Here is a 17,487-nt window from a genome sequence, read left to right on the forward strand (position 1 = left end):
CGTCCTCACGCGACTGCCGACCCACAAGGCGGCCGACATCGCCGAACTGCTCCCGCATCGCTGGACGCCCAGCGCCACCTAGCTGGCAAGACGGGTTCACCGGGTGCTTACCTATATCTCAAGCACTAATCCAGTACTGAAGGCCTGATTTTCCGCTGGGTGTCCTTTCGGTGCATATCCCCGTGGATTGCATATAACGCGACATGCGCCGACGCTGTAGTCGAAGCTGTCGTGCATATGGCCATGAATCCATAGATCGGCCAGTTGGACCACATCATCCATGCGGCTGGCATATGCAGACGTCAGCGGATCATCTTGATAGCGCGACGAGACACTCTTGGCCGAAGGGGCGTGATGGGTAACGACCACCCGCCTGTGCTGTGAAGGGGACATTAGTTCCGTGCGGAGCCAGTCGCGCGCGACGTGGTGCATCCGTGTCGTATCCCGCGGTTGCAACTTTCTGAACACCCCGTGCGATTCAAAACGAATGGCCCCGGTGAAGTCGGACATGCCTCGACCAGCGTAGCCTTCGGCGGTACGCACGTTTTCTTCTGTACCCCCGTACAAAGCGAAGTCTGTCCAGAGCGTGGCACCTAGGAACTCTACGTCCCCGATCACGAATCTATCCATGTCGAGGAGATGAACGTTCGACGTTGCCGCGCATGCCGCCCGCAGATCTCGCAGCACTCTGCTGTGCTCGCCTTTGTAGAACTCGTGGTTGCCAGGCACATAGATGACCGGCAGGCCACGACTCTGGGCTTCAATCCAAGGCATTCCTCGCTTGCCTATATGAATGTCACCAGCAAGCACGATGACATCAGCGCCCGTCGTGTCGATGTCGAGGGTAGTGAATTCGAGGTGCAGGTCACTTAGAACCAGGAGATTCATGCTTACTCGTGACGTCCTGGCTCACATCAGGAGGGATGTCGCTTGGGGCCGCTTCAGATTTTGCCTGCGGCTCTGGTTGGCGTCGGATGTAAGCCGGTACGATGCCTTGCTTTTCGAGGCGGCGTACTGCCGCGGCAACTGCCGCGTCCGCGCGCGTCAAAAATGTATCGCTGGTCATGAATCGGCCGAATTTGTCTGCCGGCATGGCTTGCTCCATTTGTCCTGCCCCCCAGATTACTCCGTCCACGCCTTCGCGGCAGCGCGTCTCTCCACAGGGCGATTGCAATAGCGTAGGTCGCGGGCATGGTGATTCATTGCCCCTAGGCCCGCTCACCAGATTGTCGGTCTGCCACGAAGCCGATCGCCTGCCGCCCGGCGCGCCGCGGCATCTTGGGCGCGGCGACGTGCTTTCCTGATGCCATCGCAGTCGCAAAAGCATCCTGGACCAAACGATGTGTTGCGCGCAGATCTAGGTCGCTCCGTCCTGCCAAGGCTTCTGCCGCGCTGGCGTCCAACTCAATGCGCTTGCCGGTGGCACGCTGCAGCCGCTGCACCTCCGCCAAAACAAGCAGCAACCGCTGCTCGGGCTCAGGTGCCGGGATGTCAAACACCTCTACGCGGCTCAATAGCGGGGAAGGCACAGCGTTGAGATCATTGGCCGTCAGGACGTAGATGATCCGACTGGCGTCAAACGCCATATGCAAGAACATGTCTTGGAATGTGCTTGCTGTCTCGGACTCAAGTAGATCCAGCAGTACAGGAGTTACCGGGTAGCGGACATCGCTACCAATCTTGTCCACTTCGTCCAAGATGAGCACAGGCGTCGCCGAGCTGCCACGGGCGAGCATCTCAATAACCATCCCAGGTCGAGCGCTGTGCCAGGCGCTATCGCCGCCCGTCAGTTGGAAGCTTGCCTGGGCACTTCCAGCGGACCACTTCCGCATTGGCACATTCAGAAGCTCTGCCAACTTCAGCGCAAAGTGCGTTTTTCCAATGCCTGGTGGTCCTGTCAGCAGGATCGGCCGAATCCGGAAATCCTTTGTCCGCATCGCACTGTTCAACGTGAGATCAATCCTGAGCTTCTCAATCGGCTCACTCAGGTTGCCGAACACGCTCCGCGCCGTTTCGAGCTTCTTCAGGGCAGATCGAACACGAGGTAGTGCGCGGTAGCCCTCATTGCTCCCGGCTCGCTCCAACAATGTCTCGGCGCACCGCCGCTGGCTGCGGTCTGCACCTTGCATGTGCTCGTTGGCGAGCGCCAGCGCTTCAGGCCCAAAAACCTGAATATGCCGGGGCCGAGCACGGCGAGGAGCGGGAACCACTTCTGCCGGCGTCGCCACAGCCGGTCCAGCAGATGAGGATTCATGCTCATCTTCTTTTATCACCGCAAGGTCCAGTTTGGCTTGTCGGGCAGCCTCAAGGACGGTGTGCGTGTTCGAGGGGATGAGCAGATGCCATGCCGCCGCACTACGCTGCTCGGACAGATCCCCTAAAGGAACAAATCCAGGTGGGTGCTCCGAAGGTTGCCGGGGAGCAGACATGATGATTCTCCATACGCGAATCAATGGCTTGCAGCCGCAGCCATCGAACCCGGCAACGCCGGGAGCCGAAGAAGCCCGAGGTCAGTCAGCTATTCGCGAGTGAGTTCGCTCTGACGGAGCGAACGCGCGGCTGCCGACATCGACCGCTGGGGTCGATTGGTGACGGCAGGTGTCTTTGGCAGCCATGGAGGTATGAAAGGTGTGATGCGGCTCGTGTAACCACGTTCTTGAACCATACAACACCAGGTAGGCTGAGGCTATCCGGCGAAGTACTGGACTTGGTTCGCAGCCGCGAACGTTGTGGTCGGACGACGTGATGGGCGGATGCGCTGCGCATCAAATGGTGCGGCGCATCATTTCGTAGAGCCGAAAAAGTGAGGGGAATGGCTCTGTAGTGCGGCTTCTCGCTGGGTAGCACCCAATCCAAACTTCGATATTTTCTAATCTACTTCGCTATTTTCTAATTATCTTCGCTACGCGGACACCATGCTTTTTGCATGACGGCCATAGCGCACGTCTAATTCATAGATAAAAACAATCAAATTCACGAATCCATAGCGCCAAGGTAGAGTGCTTTCCATTGTGAGCCAGCCGGCTCGCCGCTGATTACTGGAGCCAGTCATGTCCACCCGCCTTGCCTCAGATGCCATTGCAGCCGTGCTGGAGTGGCTGGCCGTCTACGGTGAATCGCATTGACCTGAGGTTCGCGAAAGGGCGCTGGACTGCAAGGAGGAAAGATCGTGGCAATGGTGCGGATGTTCGTTTCGGAATGGCAGGGGTTTGCTCACACGGTGCGCGCCGCGCAGGCCGAGGTGCCGATGCTGTCCGGCATGCCGGGAAGCGCGGCCGGTGGTCGGGGCACGCGCCTGGCGGAATCTGCCCGCCTGCAACGCAAGTGGGTGCGCAAGCAGATTGGCCTGGTCATTGTGGCGGCGGGCGCTATGATCGTCCTCCTGCACAGCATGGTGCAGTTGACGGCCTGACCGTCCGGTTGCCGTTCGCGCGTGGTTTCGTCACAGGGCGATGCCATGCTCGGAACTCGCAGCGGGCCTGGCAACCGAAAGCAAGGCTGGACGCTCGCGTGGCTGATCTGATTTCGGTCGGCACTCGCGATTTTGCACACCACTTTTCCAGGGGATTTCAGATGGCAAAGAAGAACGGCGGCGCAGTGGCCGCAGCCCAGATCAACATCGGTATTGCCGACAAGGACCGCAAGAAGATCGCTGAAGGCCTGTCGCGCCTGCTGGCCGATACGTATTCGCTCTACCTGAAGACGCACTACTTCCACTGGAACGTCACCGGTCCGATGTTCAACACGCTGCATCTGATGTTCGAGACGCAGTACAACGAGCTGTGGAATGCCGTCGACCCGGTGGCCGAACGCATTCGTGCGCTCGGTTATCCGGCGCCGGGTTCGTATTCGGAGTTCGCCAAGCTGTCGTCGATTCCCGAATCGAAGGGCGTGCCCGAGGCGATGGACATGGTGCGCGAGCTGGTGGCCGGCCACGAAGCCGTGACGCGCACCGCCCGTAGCCTGTTCCCGGATGTCGACAAGGCCGCCGACGAACCGACGGCAGACCTGCTCACCCAACGCATGGACATTCACGAGAAGACCGCGTGGATGCTGCGCTCCCTGCTGGCGTAATGCCTTGATGGCCGTATCGCCACGCCTTTGACGGGCGTTTCAACAGCAGCGAACTGGGCTCCCTCCGGCGGCCGGCACGGTTGCCGGGGTGGGGCACATCACTCCCCAGACCTCAACGAGAGAATGATGACGACTGAAGCTAAATGCCCGTTTTCCGGCCATGGCCCCGCTGCTTCCCACGCCTTCGGTGGCGGTACGTCCAACAAGGACTGGTGGCCCAATCAACTGCGCGTTGATTTGCTGAACCAGCATTCCGAGAAGTCGGATCCGCTCGGCAAGCAGTTCAATTACCGCGAGGCGTTCAAGTCGATCGACTATGACGCCCTCAAGGCCGACCTGCGCAAACTGATGACTGACTCGCAGGACTGGTGGCCGGCCGACTTCGGTCACTACGGCCCGCAGTTCATCCGCATGGCGTGGCACGCTGCCGGCACCTACCGCACGGGCGATGGCCGCGGTGGCGCAGGACGCGGCCAGCAGCGTTTCGCGCCGCTCAACTCGTGGCCCGACAACGTCAACATCGACAAGTCGCGCCGCCTGCTGTGGCCGATCAAGCAGAAGTACGGTCAGGCCATCTCGTGGGCCGATCTGCTGATCCTGACAGGCAACGTCGCGCTCGAAACCATGGGCTTCCGCACGTTCGGCTTTGCCGGCGGTCGCGAAGACACCTGGGAACCGGACAACGACGTCTACTGGGGCAACGAGACCAAGTGGCTGGAAGCCACGCGCTATTCGGGCGAGCGCAACCTCGCCAACCCGCTCGCGGCGGTGCAGATGGGCCTGATCTACGTGAACCCGGAAGGCCCCGAGCACGCCCCTGGCGATCCGCTCGAGGCGGCCAAGGACATCCGCGAAACCTTCGCCCGCATGGCGATGGACGATGAAGAAACCGTGGCGTTGATCGCCGGCGGCCACACGTTCGGCAAGACGCACGGTGCCGGGCCGGCCAGCCACGTTGGCGCCGATGTCGAGGCCGCGCCGCTGGAAGCGCAAGGCCTGGGCTGGGCCAGCACGTATGGCACCGGCAAGGGCGCGGACGCCATCACCAGCGGGCTGGAAGTCACCTGGACGCAGACGCCCGCGCAATGGAGCAACTTCTTCTTCGAGAATCTGTTCAAGTACGAATGGGTGCAGGAGAGGAGCCCGGCCGGCGCGCTGCAGTGGGTCGCCAAAGACGCGGAAGCGGTCATCCCCGGCCCGACGCCGGACTCGCCCAAGCGCAAGCCCACGATGCTGACGACCGACCTGTCGCTGCGCTTCGACCCGGCCTACGAGAAGATCTCCCGCCGCTTCCTGAACAACCCGCAGGCCTTTGCCGAAGCCTTTGCGCGTGCGTGGTTCAAGCTCACGCACCGTGACCTGGGCCCAAAGTCGCGCTACCTCGGCCCGGAAGTGCCGCGCGAAGACCTGATCTGGCAAGACCCGCTGCCGGCAGCCGTGCACCAGCCGACCGACGCCGATATCGCCGACCTCAAGGCGAAGATTGCGGAATCCGGCCTGTCGGCCTCGGAACTGGTGGCGGTGGCCTGGGCTTCGGCCTCGACGTTCCGCGGCTCGGACAAGCGCGGCGGGGCCAACGGTGCACGCATTCGCCTGGCGCCGCAGAACGATTGGGCCGTCAACCAGGCCGTGGCCGGGACGCTGGCCAGGCTGGAAGCGATCCAGCGCGCCTCGGGCAAGGCATCGCTGGCGGATGTGATCGTGCTGGCTGGCAGCGTGGGCATTGAGCTGGCCGCCAAGGCCGCCGGCACGACGCTCACCGTGCCGTTCACGCCGGGCCGCGTCGACGCCACGCAGGAACAGACAGATGCCGCGTCGTTCTCGGTGCTGGAACCGGTGGCCGATGGCTTCCGCAACTACGAGAAGACGAAGTTCGCGGTGCCGGCCGAAGTACTGCTGCTCGACAAGGCGCAATTGCTGACGCTGACGGCGCCCGAGCTGACCGTGCTGATCGGCGGTCTGCGCGCCATCAACATCAACGCAGACGGCAGCCAGCACGGTGTCTTCACAAAGACCCCTGGCGCGCTGACGAACGACTTCTTCGTCAACCTGCTCGACATGGGCACCGAATGGAAGCCCGCCGGTGACATCTACGAAGGCTACGACCGCAAGACCGGCGAGCTGAAGTGGACGGGCACGCGTGTGGACCTGGTGTTCGGTTCGAATTCGATCCTGCGTGCGCTGGCCGAGGTGTACGGCAGCGCCGACGGCAAGGACCGCTTCCTCCGCGAGTTCGTGGCGGCCTGGGTAAAAGTGATGAACCTGGACCGTTTCGATCTGGCGGCCTGACCGCGCGTCGGGACTAAAATGGCGCCTTGCCTCGTGCAGGCGCCATTTTTCCTTGGTGATTCTGATGCAATCGTCTGCTGCCCAGCCCAGCCGCCCCGTGCTCTACGCGCGCCTCATGCGCATGGACAAACCGATCGGCACGCTGCTCCTGCTGTGGCCGACGCTGTGGGCATTGTGGATGTCCGCCGAGGGACATCCACCGGTCTCGCTGGTGGTGATCTTCACGGTCGGCACGTTCCTGATGCGCTCGGCCGGGTGCGCCGTGAACGACTGGGCCGACCGGGATTTCGACAAGCACGTCAAGCGCACCAAGGAGCGGCCGATCACCGCCGGCCTCATCGCGCCGTGGGAGGCGCTGGCCCTGGCAGCCGTGCTGTCCATCACCGCTTTCACGCTGATCCTGCCGCTCAATGCGCTGACCAAGTGGATGTCGGTGGCGGCGGTGCTGATTGCCGGCACGTACCCGTTCTTCAAGCGCTTCTTTGCGATTCCGCAGGCATACCTGGGGATTGCGTTCGGCTTCGGCATTCCGATGGCCTACGCAGCGGTGCAGGACCACGTGCCCGTGCTGGCGTGGCTGATGCTCGTCGGCAACGTGTTCTGGGCCGTCGCCTACGACACCGCCTATGCGATGGTCGATCGGGATGACGACCTGCTCATCGGCATCAAGACGTCGGCCATCACGTTTGGCCGCTTCGATGTGGCGGCGATCATGCTGTGCTATGCCGGCTTCTTCGGGATCATGGCCTGGGCCGGCCATGTGATGGCGCTGGGTGTGGCGTATTGGATCGGGTTTGCCGCAGCGGTGGCGCTGGCGCTGTGGTACTACCCGATGCTGCAGACGCGTGACCGGATGAAATGCTTCTTTGTCTTCCGTCACAACAACTGGCTGGGCGCCTGCCTGTTTGCGGGCGTTGCGGCGGCGTATGCGCTGCGCTAGAGGACGAGGCACAGTCCCTTGTAAATGAGCGTGAGGCCGGCTGCGCAGCCCGCCGCAAGGGCGAGTACGCGCAGCATCTCCCAGAAGGCATCCGGATATTCGCCGCGCAGCGCCGACACGATGTCAGGCTGCAGCGCCATGCGCAGGCTGCGCAGAAAACCGTGGCCATCTTCAAAGAACCGGCGCCACAGCCAGTACGCCAGTGGCAAAGCAAGCACCATCGCTGCCTTGAACAGCCCCGGCTGTTCGATGACGAAGAGACCGGCGTCCATGCGCTGATGCCGTCCGTTCGTTGCAGTGTCGATCAGTCGCGGCCCAATTCTTCGCCCATTTCCTTGCCGCGCGCGGCCGCAGCGTGCATGGCGCGCACAAACGCCGCCTTGACGCCGGCGCCCTCCATCGACGTCAGCGCTGCATACGTCGTCCCGCCCTTGGACGTCACGCGCTCACGCAGCAGTTCCACGGGTTCGGCCGACTGGCCCGCCAGCGTGGCCGCACCGAGGAACGTTTCCACCGCCAGCGTACGGCCGTCTTCGGCAGACAGGCCCAGCTCCTGCGCAGCCTGCTGCATCGCCTCGATGAAATAGAACACATACGCCGGGCCGCTGCCCGAGATGGCCGTGACGGCGTCGATCTGCGCTTCGCTCGGCACCCAGACGCTTTTGCCGACGGCGTTGGCGATGGCGCTGGCCGTGGCGCGGTCGTCCTCCGACAGGCCGGCGTTCGCGGCCAGGCCTGTCATGCCGAGGCCGGAGAGCGCCGGCGTGTTGGGCATCCCCCGCACGATGCGAGCGTGGCCATTCAGCCAGCGCGACAGATCCTGAATGCGGATGCCGGCCGCCACCGACAGCACCAGGCTGTCGCCCAGGTGCGGCGCCAGTTGTGCGCATACCTCCCGCATCTGCTGCGGCTTGACTGCCAGCACGATCACGTCGCGGTCGGCGAGTTCTGCGCCCGGAGTGGCGGCCGTGCGGGCGCCCCAGGTCTGCTCGGCGCGACTGCGCGCGGGTTCGGTCGGGTCTACCACCACGATGTTGGCGCCGTGCGCGCCCTTGGCGATCAGGCCGCCGATGAGGGCCGCGGCCATGTTGCCGCCGCCGATGAAGCCGAGTTTCAGAGTGTCGAGCATGAGAGTTGTGGTGTGAGAGAAAACAGGAATTCAGGCGTTGGCATAATGCCGCGCCCCGAAGATGGCACTGCCGACGCGGACGATGGTCGCGCCTTCGGCAATCGCGTCTTCCAGGTCGGCGGACATGCCCATCGACAGGGTATCGAGCGGGATGCCCGCCTCGTGCAGCTGATCGGCGAGGGCGCGCAAGGCGGCAAAGGGCCGGCGTCGCGCGGCGGGGTCGTCGGTGGGCTCGGGCACCGCCATCAGGCCGCGCAATTGCAGACGGGGCAGGGCCGAGACGGCGCGCGCCACCGCAAGCACGCCGTCGAAGTCCGGCAGCAGGCCATGCTTGCTGGCTTGACGGCTGATGTTGATTTCGAGGCAGATCTGCAGCGGCGGCAAGTGCTCGGGGCGCTGCGCAGACAGCCGTTCGGCAATCTTGAGCCGGTCGATGCTGTGGACCCAGTCAAAGCGCTCGGCCACCGCGCGGGTCTTGTTGCTTTGCAGCGGGCCGATGAAATGCCAGGAGATCGGGTCCGGACCGGTGCGCAGATCGGCCAGCGCGTCCATCTTGGCTACGCCTTCCTGCACGTAGTTCTCGCCGAACAGGCGCTGACCGGCGGCGTGCGCTGCACGCACCGCGTGGGCGTCGAACGTCTTGGAAACGGCCAGCAATGTGACACCCGCAGCATCGCGCGAAGCCAGTGTGCAGGCCGTTGTGATCCGCTGACGCACGGCTTGCAAGTTGGCGGCGATTACAGACATAATCCGGCGACGTTTGTTACAAATAAACAAGGGTTCCGGCACGTCGAATCGACGGCTCGGAGCGCGTCTCGGAGCGCCATTGCGACGCCCGGGCGACATAAAAAAGTCGGGGGTCATTATAAGATGGACATCGCGCAGCTTCTGGCCTTCTCGGCCAAGAACAAGGCGTCGGACCTGCATCTGTCGGCCGGCCTGCCGCCGATGATCCGGATCCACGGCGACATGCGCCGGATCAATGTGCCGCCGCTCACGCACCAGGATGTGCACGCCATGGTGTACGACATCATGAGCGACGTGCAGCGCAAGGTCTACGAAGAAAACCTGGAAGTCGACTTCTCGTTTGAGATTCCGGGCCTGTCCCGCTTCCGGGTCAACGCGTTCAACCAGAACCGCGGCGCCTCGGCCGTGTTCCGGACGATTCCGTCGAAGGTGCTCTCGCTGGACGACCTGAAGGCGCCGCCCGTGTTTGCCGAGCTGGCGATGAAGCCGCGCGGCCTGGTGCTCGTGACCGGCCCGACCGGCTCGGGCAAGTCCACCACGCTGGCCGCGATGGTGAACCACCGCAACGAAAACGACATGGGCCACATCCTCACGGTGGAGGACCCGATCGAATTCGTGCACGAATCGAAGAAGAGCCTGATCAACCAGCGCGAACTCGGGCCGCACACGCTGTCGTTCGCCAATGCACTGAAGTCGGCGCTGCGTGAAGACCCGGACGTCATCCTCGTCGGCGAATTGCGTGACCTGGAAACCATCCGCCTGGCGCTGACGGCCGCTGAAACCGGCCACTTGGTGTTCGCCACGCTGCACACGAGTTCTGCGGCCAAGACGATCGACCGGGTGGTCGACGTGTTCCCGTCGGAAGAGAAAGACATGGTGCGGACCATGCTTTCTGAATCGCTGGAGGCGGTGATCTCGCAGACGCTGCTCAAGACGCGCGACGGCTCGGGGCGGATTGCGGCGCACGAGATCATGATCACGACGCCGGCCATCCGCCACCTGATCCGTGAGAACAAGATCTCGCAGATGTACTCGATGATGCAGACCAGCAGCGGCATGGGCATGCAGACGCTCGACCAGTGCCTGGCCGACCTCATCAAGCGCTCGGCGATCAACTACGCGGATGCGCGCGCCATCGCCAAGAACCCCGACGCGTTCGCGAACTGACGCATTGACGGTCGCTGCGGCGACCACTCACCGACTTCAAGGAGGGGCACGCCATGCTGGACCGCGAAGCCGCCACCAAATACATCCACGAACTCCTGCAGTTGATGGTGAACAGCCGTGGCTCGGACTTGTTCATCACGTCGGATTTCCCGCCCGCCATCAAGGTGGACGGCAAGGTCACGCCGATCTCGCAGCAGCCGTTGAACGCCACGCAGGCCATGAGCCTGGTCAAGGCGATCATGAACGAGAAGCAGCTGCGCGAGTACGAACAGACCCTTGAGTGCAACTTCGCCATCACGGCCCCGGGTGCCGGGCGCTTTCGCGTGTCGGCCTTCGTGCAGCAGGGCCGCGCCGGCATGGTGCTGCGGACCATCAACACGAAGATCCCCTCGCTGGACGAGCTTGACCTGCCGCCGATCCTCAACGACATCGTGATGAGCAAGCGCGGCCTGGTGATCGTGGTGGGCGCCACCGGCTCGGGCAAGTCGACCTCGCTGGCGGCCATGGTGGGGCATCGCAACGCCAATTCGTACGGCCATATCATCACGATCGAAGACCCGGTCGAATACGTGCACGCGCACCAGAACTGTGTGGTCACGCAGCGCGAGGTCGGCGTGGACACCGAGTCGTGGCACGTGGCGCTGAAGAACACGCTGCGCCAGGCGCCGGATGTGATCCTGATCGGCGAAATCCGCGATCGCGACACGATGGAATACGCCATCCAGTATGCGGAAACCGGCCACCTGTGCCTCGCCACGCTGCACGCCAACAGCTCGAACCAGGCCATCGACCGCATCATCAACTTCTTTCCGGAAGAGAAGCGCCAGCAGTTGCTGATCGACCTCTCGCTGAACCTGCGCGCGATGATTGCGCAGCGCCTGCTGCCGCGCAAAGGCAAGAAGGGGCGCGTGCCGGCCGTGGAGATCATGCTGGCCACGCCGCTGGTGCAGGACCTCATCTTCAAGGGCGAGGTGCACGAGCTGAAGGAGGTCATGAAGAAATCGCGCGAGCAGGGCATGATTTCCTTCGACCAGGCGCTGTTCGAGCTGTACGAGGCGGACAAGATCACCTACGAAGACGCCCTGCGCAACGCCGACTCGCTCAACGACCTGCGCCTGCAGATCAAGCTGCACAGCAAGCGCGCCGGGCAGACCGACCTGGCGGCCGGCACCGAACATCTGAACGTGGTGTAAGCGTATCTGGAGACGCCCATGACCGACATCTACGCCTTCGAAGCCGATTCGCTGACCGGCCAGCGCGTGCCGTTGTCGCAGTACAAGGGCAAGGTCCTGCTGATCGTCAACACGGCCAGCCAATGCGGGTTCACGCCGCAATACGCCGGGCTCGAGGCGGTGTACAAGCGCCTGCACGACAAGGGGCTGGAAGTGCTCGGTTTCCCGTGCAACCAGTTCGGCAAGCAGGAGCCGGGCAGCGCAGATGAGATCGGCGCGTTCTGCGAGAAGAACTACGGCGTGTCGTTCCCGATGTTCGGCAAGATCGACGTGAACGGGGCGAATGCGCATCCGCTGTACAAGTGGCTCACGTCGGAAAAACCTGGCGTGCTCGGCACCCAGGCGATCAAGTGGAACTTCACCAAGTTCCTGCTGCGCCGCGACGGCACGGTCTACAAGCGCTATGCACCGCTGACCAAGCCCGACGAGATCGTCGGCGACATCGAAATGCTGCTGGCCGAGCCGGATCCGGCCTGACGCGCCGGCTTCAACGTCAGTCCGACGACCCGCGCACCTTGCGCATGAAATCCGCCAGCGAGCGCTCGGCGGATTCGGCGAAGTGGCGTTCGAGAATGTCGACCTTCACGCAGCGGTCGAGGCGGAACGTGCGGTAGTCCTGGCGGTGCTCGCACCATGCGGCCACGAGCCACACCTGGCCCCAGAAGAACAGCCCGAGCGGCTGGATGCAGCGGTCCGTCAGCTGGCCTTGGGCGTCGCGGTAGGACAGCCGCGCCACGGCGTGGCGGCCCAGCGCCGCATGCAGCGTATCGAAGATCTGCTTGACCTCGCTGCCCATGCCGTAGCCGGGCGCGAAGATGCGCGTCGTTTCCGCTTCGGTGCGGCGCTCGGCGGGCAGGGCGCCCATCAGCTTCTCGAGCGCGGCTTCCACGGAGCCGGCCATGGCGCCGCCGCCCCACGCCTTGATCATCCGCGCGCCGGCAACCAGCGCTTCGACCTCATCCGGCGTGAACATCAGCGGCGCGAGGTCGAAATCGGCGCGCATGCGGTAGCCGATGCCGGCCTCGCCCTCGATCGGCACGCCCGAGACGGACAGATCGCGGATGTCCCGATACACCGTGCGCTCGGACACGCCCAGGCGGTCGGCCAGCATCGCCGCCGTGGTCAGACGGCGGCCTCGCAGGATCTGGGCGATCTGGAAGAGGCGGTCGGCGCGGCGTGTCATGCGCGGCATTGTAGTGGGCTTCTTGCCGCGCGCAATCCGCACAGTCTTTCCCCTACGCGCCGAAGGGCGTCAGCTCGCGCTGCGGGTGGAGGTCCACCACGTCCACCTGCTCGCCACAGCGCAGCATCCGCTTGCCGAGCCGCGGAAAATCGGCAATCTCGATGTTCAGATGCTCGCCGCCGCACAGGTAGAGCAGGTCTTCCTTGCCGCAGTTGCGCAGGTGGTGCGCCACGCCTGTGGGGAAGGCCATGAAATCGCCGGGGCGGACGATGAAGACGCTGTCATCGATCTCCGCCTGCGCCTCGCCGGAGAGGATGTAGATCCACTCCTCCTCGCGCTGGTGCGAGTGGTAGACGAACGACTCCTTGCCCGGCGGCACGCGGGCGAAATTCACGCCGGTGCGCTTGAGCCCCAGCAGCCGGCCCATCATGGTGCCGTGGATTTCCGACAGGCTGTTCCAGGGGTGTGAAAACGACTGCGTGCGCGCGGCAATGTCGGCAGCGCGCATGAGGTACGGCGATTGACTCGGCATGGTGTTCTTCTCTGTCTTGGTGAGTCGGCCGACGCCGGCGCGCCGGCCTTGGGGAAAGCGGCGTTACTGCTGCAGCAGGTACGCCTGCGTCTTGGCATCGGGCTCATGCAGGCCGATGCGGTTGCCTTCGGTGTCGACGATGTGGGCGATGCGGCCCATGTGGTCGGGCAGCGTCATCGGCCCGAACACGCATTGGCCGCCGCTGCCGTTCACGCGCTCGAGCACGGCGTCCAGGTCCGGCGCATTCAGGTAGACCACGCTGCCCTTGTCGGACGGTGCAAAGCCTTCGCCCTTGACCAGCGCGCCGTGAATCGTCGTCTCACCTGCCGGAAACACGCCCATGGTCATGTCGCCCATGTCTTCCTGCTTGAGCTGCGTGTCGAAGACGTTCTCGTAGAACTTCACCGCGCGCGGGAAATCGTTGGCGGGGATTTCAAACCAGTTGATGACGCTTGCCATGATGTTCGCTCCAGTAGGTGGCGCAGGCGGTTGGGAGTGCCGTTGCCGGTTGAGGTGGAGCGATTCTGGCGGGGGGCTCCTGACAGCGTTCTGTCAGGAGCATTCAGGAGGACTGAGGATCGTGTTTCAGGTTGCCCAGGCAGTGAATGCCGGGGCGGAGGGGAAGGCGGCTCAGTGGGGAATCCAGCCCGCCAGCAGCGGCACCAGCACCGCTGTCAGCACGCCGTTCAGGCCCATGCCCAGCGCCGAGAACGCGCCGGCTTCCGGATTGACCTGAAACGCTCGCGCGGTGCCAATGCCATGCGCCGCAATGCCGGTGGCAAAGCCCCGCACGCTGTACTCACGCACGCGCAGCAGGTTCAGCAGCCGCGTCGTGGTCGTCGCGCCGACAATGCCGGTAATGAGCACCAGTACTGCCGTGATGGTCGGCGCGCCGCCGATCTTCTCCGAGATGCCCATGGCGATCGGGATCGTCACCGATTTCGGCGCCATCGAGCGCAGCGTTTCCGGCGATGCACCCAACAGCCACGCGATGCCCACGGCAGACACCACCGCCACGACCGATCCCGCAAGCAGCCCGGCCATGAGCGGCAACGCGTGGCGGCGCAGCTTCGCCCATTGCTGAAACAGCGGCACCGCCAGCGCCACCGTGGCCGGCCCCAGCAGGAAGTGCACGAACTGCGCGCCGTCAAAGTAGGTCTTGTAAGGCGTGCCTGTCACGGTCAGCAGCGTGCCGAGGATGACGACCGCAATCAGCAGCGGATTGACCATCGGGTTGAAGCGGCTGCGCTCATGCAGACGCACGCCGATCAGATAGGCGATGAGCGTGGCGGTCAGGCCCAGCAGTGGGCTCGCAGCGAGGTACACCCAGAGCTGGTGCAGGTTAGGGGCCATCGCGCTCATGGGGCGAGCTCCTCGTGCGATTCGCCGTGGTCTCCGATGCGGCGCATCAGCGCGCGCGTGACCAGCGCCCCGGCGGCAATCGCCAGCCATGTCGATACGACGGTCGCCACCACGATCGGCAGCCATTCCTGCCCGATGCGGTTCAGTTGCGTCATGACGCCTACGCCGGCCGGCACGAACAGGATGGTCAGGTGCCGCAGCAGTTCACTCACGGTGCCCTGCATGACTTCGAGCACGCGGCCCTTGTCCACCAGCAGGTAAATGACCAGCAGCACCATGCCGATCACCGGGCCGGGCACGGGCAGGTGCAGGGAATACGTCAACAGCTCTCCCACCGACTGGAACGTCAACAGGATCGCGAAGGTTTGCAGCATGGGGCCTCCGGAACAAACGAAGCGGCCAGTATAGAACTGGGTGCGTTCGTTTCAGACGAGCATGCGGTCGACCAGCTCGATCCAGTGTTCGACCGGCGTGTCGGTGCCGCTTTGCAGATGTGTGACGCAGCCGATGTTGGCGGTGACGATGCGCTCGGGCTGCGTTGCTTGCAGCTTGGCGAGCTTGTCGTCGCGCAGCCGGTAGGCGAGTTCCGGTTGCAGCACCGAATACGTCCCCGCCGAGCCGCAGCACAGGTGGCTGTCGGCGCAGAGCTTGACGTCCACACCCAGCGAGCCGAGCAGTGTTTCCACCGCGCCGCGAATCTGCTGGCCATGCTGCAGCGTGCAGGGCGGGTGCCACGCCACGCGCGGGCCTTGCGCTTCGGGTTTGGCCTTCTGCAAAAGCTGCTGCGAAAACGCCGGCAGCACCTCGCACAGATCGCGCGTCATGGCGGACACGCGTGCCGCGCGCCCGGCATAGGCCGGGTCGTCGCGCAGCAGGTGGCCGTATTCCTTGACCATCGCGCCGCAGCCGGAGGCCGTCATGACGATGGCCTCGGCGCCCGCTTCGATGTGCGGCCACCACGCGTCGATGTTGGCGCGCATGTTGTCGAGGCCGCCCGTGTGGTCGTTCATGTGATACCGGATGGCACCGCAGCAGCCCGCGCGGTCTGCGCTGACGAGCTGCACGCCAAGCTTGTCGAACACGCGCGCCGTGGCCGCGTTGATGTTCGGTGACATGGCCGGCTGCACGCAGCCTTCGAGCAGCAGCATCCTGCGTGCATGCGCGGTGCGGGGCCGTGCACCGGCCCGCGGCTGCCTGGCCGGCACCTTGTTGCGCAACACCGGCGGCAGAAGCCCGCGCACGGCCTGCCCAGCCTTCAGCGCCGGGCCGAACAAGGCCGGACGGGTCAGGCCCTCGCGCAGTGCCCAGCGCACGGCGCGCTCGCCCAGCGGCCGCGATTGGCCCTTCGCATCGAGCTGGTCTTCGACGATCTTGCGGCCGATCTCCACGAGGCGCCCGTAGGTCACGCCGGACGGGCACGTCGATTCGCAGTTGCGGCAGGTCAGGCAGCGGTCCAGGTGCAGGCGCGTCGCGGCGCCGGCGGGCTGGCCCTCCAGCACCTGCTTCATCAGGTAGATGCGCCCGCGTGGGCCGTCCAGTTCGTCGCCGAGCAGCTGGTAGGTCGGGCAGGTGGCGGTGCAGAAGCCGCAGTGCACGCACTTCTGCACGATGCTTTGGGCTTCTTCGCCATGAGGAGTGTTGCGCAGGAACGCCGCGAGCGTGATTTGCATGATGGGCTTGCGTGAGAAGTCGGCAGTCAGAACGCTGAATACAGGCGGCCCGGGTTGAAGATGCCGTGCGGATCGAAGCTGTCTTTCAGGCGTTTGTGCACGGCCATCAACGGTGCAGCGACGGGCGTGAAGATGTCGCTGGCGCGGTCGCCGTTGCGGAACAGCGTGGCGTGGCCGCCGGCCTTGCGTGCTGCATTGCGGATGACATCCGCGGAGGTGTTGGCGGTGTCGATCCACCAGCGCTGGCCGCCGCCCCATTCAACGAGTTGCTCATCGGCCGACGCATGGCCCAGCGCCAGCGGCGGCGTGGCGGGGGGCAGGGCGATGCGCCACAGCGGGAGGCTGCCTTGCACGGCGCGCGCGAAGAACGCATGCGATTGCTCGCGCAGGTCGCGCCAGAACGCCGCCGCTTCGGCGTCGTCAACACGCTCGCCGCCAAGCTTGGCGATGGCTGCGCGCACCGCCGCATCGGCACCGCTCAGGCGCACCCACAGCGCACCGTCGATCCACGCTGACGCCGCAATCGGCAGCGGCTGGCCGCCCCAGCGGTTCAGGGTATCGATGGCCTCGCCTTGCGCCATGGCAAAGCGCAGCGTTGCATCGCAGAACGGCATCGGCAGCACCTTGAGCGACACCTGCACGATCAGGCCCAGCGTGCCGAGCGCACCGGCCATCAGGCGCGAAACGTCATAGCCGGCCACGTTCTTCATGACCTGGCCCCCGAAGTTCAGCATGTCGCCGCGGCCATCCATGACGACGGCGCCGAGCACGAAGTCGCGCAATGCGCCCACCGACTGCCGGCGCGGCCCGGACAGGCCCGATGCAAACGCGCCGCCCACGGTTGCCTGTTTTCCGGCTGCGGCAAAGTGCGGCGGCTCGAACGCCAGCATCTGCTTGTGCTCGGCCAGTGCGGCTTCGATCTCGACGAGCGGCGTGCCGCTGCGCGCGGTGACGACGAGTTCAGCGCAGTCGTAGTCGACGATGCCGGACCATTCGCGTGTGTCGAGCACCGTGCCGTTGGGCTGCGGGGCGCGGCCGTAGAAATCTTTCGTGCCGCCGCCGCGCAAGGTCAGCGGCGTGTGGCTGTCGGCCGCGTGCGCGATGGCGTCGCGAAAACGTGCGAGCGTTGGCGAAAGGGCGGTGTCTGGCGTGCTTGGCATGG

Annotated in this window: 20 protein-coding genes; 7 read left to right on the forward strand and 13 right to left on the reverse strand. The window is 64.6% G+C overall.

The features are described 5' to 3' along the window. Positions 1–111 precede the first annotated feature (111 nt). The 3 genes from KHN96_RS12855 to KHN96_RS12865 form a co-directional block, all read right to left on the reverse strand. Positions 112–888 carry a metallophosphoesterase gene (locus KHN96_RS12855; protein WP_012435749.1) on the reverse strand — a complete coding sequence of 259 codons (777 nt, stop codon included), beginning with the start codon at positions 886–888 and terminating at the stop codon, positions 112–114. Further along, positions 866–1,105, reverse strand: coding sequence for a hypothetical protein (locus KHN96_RS12860; protein ID WP_104610498.1), 240 nt, complete (start codon positions 1,103–1,105; stop codon positions 866–868). Before KHN96_RS12860 ends, KHN96_RS12855 begins: the two co-directional genes overlap by 23 nt. 103 nt (positions 1,106–1,208) lie before the next feature. Beyond that, a complete protein-coding gene (locus KHN96_RS12865) occupies positions 1,209–2,429 on the reverse strand; it encodes an AAA family ATPase (RefSeq protein WP_012435751.1) in 1,221 nt (406 codons plus the stop codon). A gap of 740 nt (positions 2,430–3,169) precedes the next feature. Here KHN96_RS12865 and KHN96_RS12870 point away from each other — a divergent pair. The 4 genes from KHN96_RS12870 (at position 3,170) to ubiA (ending at position 7,303) form a co-directional block, all read left to right on the forward strand. Then, on the forward strand, positions 3,170–3,412 hold the full coding sequence (locus KHN96_RS12870; protein WP_045787658.1) for a hypothetical protein: 243 nt from the start codon (positions 3,170–3,172) through the stop codon (positions 3,410–3,412). Between the two features lie 161 nt (positions 3,413–3,573). Continuing rightward, the gene (locus KHN96_RS12875) at positions 3,574–4,074 is read left to right on the forward strand and encodes a Dps family protein (RefSeq protein WP_045787657.1); all 501 of its coding nucleotides are present in this window, start codon (positions 3,574–3,576) and stop codon (positions 4,072–4,074) included. 126 nt (positions 4,075–4,200) lie between these two features. Further along, positions 4,201–6,363 (forward strand): catalase/peroxidase HPI, encoded by a 2,163-nt coding sequence (gene katG / locus KHN96_RS12880; protein ID WP_062737936.1) that lies wholly within the window; start codon positions 4,201–4,203, stop codon positions 6,361–6,363. A 64-nt stretch (positions 6,364–6,427) separates the two neighbouring features. Then, a complete protein-coding gene (ubiA, locus tag KHN96_RS12885) occupies positions 6,428–7,303 on the forward strand; it encodes a 4-hydroxybenzoate octaprenyltransferase (RefSeq protein WP_062737985.1) in 876 nt (291 codons plus the stop codon). Here ubiA and KHN96_RS12890 read toward each other — a convergent pair. Genes KHN96_RS12890 through KHN96_RS12900 form a run of 3 tightly spaced genes read right to left on the reverse strand, consistent with a single transcriptional unit; the run spans position 7,300 to position 9,179 of the window. Next, entirely contained in the window at positions 7,300–7,575 is a 276-nt protein-coding gene (locus KHN96_RS12890) for a hypothetical protein (RefSeq protein ID WP_062737935.1), read from the reverse strand. The genes ubiA and KHN96_RS12890 overlap by 4 nt on opposite strands. Positions 7,576–7,607: 32 nt before the next feature. Continuing rightward, positions 7,608–8,432 carry a pyrroline-5-carboxylate reductase gene (gene proC / locus KHN96_RS12895; RefSeq protein WP_045787654.1) on the reverse strand — a complete coding sequence of 275 codons (825 nt, stop codon included), beginning with the start codon at positions 8,430–8,432 and terminating at the stop codon, positions 7,608–7,610. 30 nt (positions 8,433–8,462) lie between these two features. After that, positions 8,463–9,179 carry a YggS family pyridoxal phosphate-dependent enzyme gene (locus KHN96_RS12900; protein WP_062737934.1) on the reverse strand — a complete coding sequence of 239 codons (717 nt, stop codon included), beginning with the start codon at positions 9,177–9,179 and terminating at the stop codon, positions 8,463–8,465. 123 nt (positions 9,180–9,302) lie between these two features. On the opposite strand from KHN96_RS12900, the gene KHN96_RS12905 reads away from it, so the two are divergent. The 3 genes from KHN96_RS12905 to KHN96_RS12915 are packed head-to-tail and all read left to right on the forward strand — an operon-like array spanning position 9,303 to position 12,055. After that, the gene (locus KHN96_RS12905) at positions 9,303–10,346 is read left to right on the forward strand and encodes a type IV pilus twitching motility protein PilT (protein ID WP_045787652.1); all 1,044 of its coding nucleotides are present in this window, start codon (positions 9,303–9,305) and stop codon (positions 10,344–10,346) included. Between the two features lie 53 nt (positions 10,347–10,399). Continuing rightward, positions 10,400–11,539, forward strand: a complete 1,140-nt coding sequence (locus tag KHN96_RS12910) for a PilT/PilU family type 4a pilus ATPase (RefSeq protein WP_045787651.1) — start codon at positions 10,400–10,402, stop codon at positions 11,537–11,539. An 18-nt stretch (positions 11,540–11,557) separates the two neighbouring features. Then, positions 11,558–12,055 carry a glutathione peroxidase gene (locus KHN96_RS12915; RefSeq protein ID WP_062737933.1) on the forward strand — a complete coding sequence of 166 codons (498 nt, stop codon included), beginning with the start codon at positions 11,558–11,560 and terminating at the stop codon, positions 12,053–12,055. A 16-nt stretch (positions 12,056–12,071) separates the two neighbouring features. On the opposite strand, the gene KHN96_RS12920 is transcribed toward KHN96_RS12915, so the two are convergent. The 7 genes from KHN96_RS12920 to glcE all read right to left on the reverse strand — a co-directional run bounded on the left by KHN96_RS12920 (position 12,072) and on the right by glcE (position 17,485). After that, positions 12,072–12,770 carry a helix-turn-helix transcriptional regulator gene (locus KHN96_RS12920; protein ID WP_045787649.1) on the reverse strand — a complete coding sequence of 233 codons (699 nt, stop codon included), beginning with the start codon at positions 12,768–12,770 and terminating at the stop codon, positions 12,072–12,074. Between the two features lie 43 nt (positions 12,771–12,813). Beyond that, positions 12,814–13,293 carry a cupin domain-containing protein gene (locus tag KHN96_RS12925; RefSeq protein WP_115044073.1) on the reverse strand — a complete coding sequence of 160 codons (480 nt, stop codon included), beginning with the start codon at positions 13,291–13,293 and terminating at the stop codon, positions 12,814–12,816. 63 nt (positions 13,294–13,356) lie between these two features. Then, on the reverse strand, positions 13,357–13,752 hold the full coding sequence (locus KHN96_RS12930) for a VOC family protein (RefSeq protein WP_062737932.1): 396 nt from the start codon (positions 13,750–13,752) through the stop codon (positions 13,357–13,359). Between the two features lie 171 nt (positions 13,753–13,923). Further along, positions 13,924–14,655: an LrgB family protein gene (locus tag KHN96_RS12935; protein WP_045787646.1), complete on the reverse strand. Its 732-nt coding sequence runs from the start codon at positions 14,653–14,655 to the stop codon at positions 13,924–13,926. After that, entirely contained in the window at positions 14,652–15,029 is a 378-nt protein-coding gene (locus KHN96_RS12940) for a CidA/LrgA family protein (protein ID WP_045787645.1), read from the reverse strand. Before KHN96_RS12940 ends, KHN96_RS12935 begins: the two co-directional genes overlap by 4 nt. A 51-nt stretch (positions 15,030–15,080) precedes the next feature. Beyond that, entirely contained in the window at positions 15,081–16,325 is a 1,245-nt protein-coding gene (glcF, locus tag KHN96_RS12945) for a glycolate oxidase subunit GlcF (protein ID WP_062737931.1), read from the reverse strand. 26 nt (positions 16,326–16,351) lie between these two features. Further along, entirely contained in the window at positions 16,352–17,485 is a 1,134-nt protein-coding gene (gene glcE / locus KHN96_RS12950) for a glycolate oxidase subunit GlcE (RefSeq protein ID WP_062737930.1), read from the reverse strand. Between the last annotated feature and the right edge of the window lie 2 nt (positions 17,486–17,487).

It is taken from the genome of Ralstonia mannitolilytica (assembly GCF_905397375.1).
GTDB lineage: Bacteria > Pseudomonadota > Gammaproteobacteria > Burkholderiales > Burkholderiaceae > Ralstonia > Ralstonia mannitolilytica.

What these genes read in the sequence shown, in the direction of transcription:
- KHN96_RS12855 (WP_012435749.1), bottom strand. Translation starts at nt 888, where the DNA reads ATGAATCTCCTGGTTCTAAGTGACCTGCACCTCGAATTCACTACCCTC.
- KHN96_RS12860 (WP_104610498.1), bottom strand. Translation starts at nt 1,105, where the DNA reads ATGGAGCAAGCCATGCCGGCAGACAAATTCGGCCGATTCATGACCAGC.
- KHN96_RS12865 (WP_012435751.1), bottom strand. Translation starts at nt 2,429, where the DNA reads ATGTCTGCTCCCCGGCAACCTTCGGAGCACCCACCTGGATTTGTTCCT.
- KHN96_RS12875 (WP_045787657.1), top strand. Translation starts at nt 3,574, where the DNA reads ATGGCAAAGAAGAACGGCGGCGCAGTGGCCGCAGCCCAGATCAACATC.
- katG (WP_062737936.1), top strand. Translation starts at nt 4,201, where the DNA reads ATGACGACTGAAGCTAAATGCCCGTTTTCCGGCCATGGCCCCGCTGCT.
- ubiA (WP_062737985.1), top strand. Translation starts at nt 6,428, where the DNA reads ATGCAATCGTCTGCTGCCCAGCCCAGCCGCCCCGTGCTCTACGCGCGC.
- KHN96_RS12890 (WP_062737935.1), bottom strand. Translation starts at nt 7,575, where the DNA reads ATGGACGCCGGTCTCTTCGTCATCGAACAGCCGGGGCTGTTCAAGGCA.
- proC (WP_045787654.1), bottom strand. Translation starts at nt 8,432, where the DNA reads ATGCTCGACACTCTGAAACTCGGCTTCATCGGCGGCGGCAACATGGCC.
- KHN96_RS12900 (WP_062737934.1), bottom strand. Translation starts at nt 9,179, where the DNA reads ATGTCTGTAATCGCCGCCAACTTGCAAGCCGTGCGTCAGCGGATCACA.
- KHN96_RS12905 (WP_045787652.1), top strand. Translation starts at nt 9,303, where the DNA reads ATGGACATCGCGCAGCTTCTGGCCTTCTCGGCCAAGAACAAGGCGTCG.
- KHN96_RS12910 (WP_045787651.1), top strand. Translation starts at nt 10,400, where the DNA reads ATGCTGGACCGCGAAGCCGCCACCAAATACATCCACGAACTCCTGCAG.
- KHN96_RS12915 (WP_062737933.1), top strand. Translation starts at nt 11,558, where the DNA reads ATGACCGACATCTACGCCTTCGAAGCCGATTCGCTGACCGGCCAGCGC.
- KHN96_RS12920 (WP_045787649.1), bottom strand. Translation starts at nt 12,770, where the DNA reads ATGCCGCGCATGACACGCCGCGCCGACCGCCTCTTCCAGATCGCCCAG.
- KHN96_RS12925 (WP_115044073.1), bottom strand. Translation starts at nt 13,293, where the DNA reads ATGCCGAGTCAATCGCCGTACCTCATGCGCGCTGCCGACATTGCCGCG.
- KHN96_RS12930 (WP_062737932.1), bottom strand. Translation starts at nt 13,752, where the DNA reads ATGGCAAGCGTCATCAACTGGTTTGAAATCCCCGCCAACGATTTCCCG.
- KHN96_RS12935 (WP_045787646.1), bottom strand. Translation starts at nt 14,655, where the DNA reads ATGAGCGCGATGGCCCCTAACCTGCACCAGCTCTGGGTGTACCTCGCT.
- KHN96_RS12940 (WP_045787645.1), bottom strand. Translation starts at nt 15,029, where the DNA reads ATGCTGCAAACCTTCGCGATCCTGTTGACGTTCCAGTCGGTGGGAGAG.
- glcF (WP_062737931.1), bottom strand. Translation starts at nt 16,325, where the DNA reads ATGCAAATCACGCTCGCGGCGTTCCTGCGCAACACTCCTCATGGCGAA.
- glcE (WP_062737930.1), bottom strand. Translation starts at nt 17,485, where the DNA reads ATGCCAAGCACGCCAGACACCGCCCTTTCGCCAACGCTCGCACGTTTT.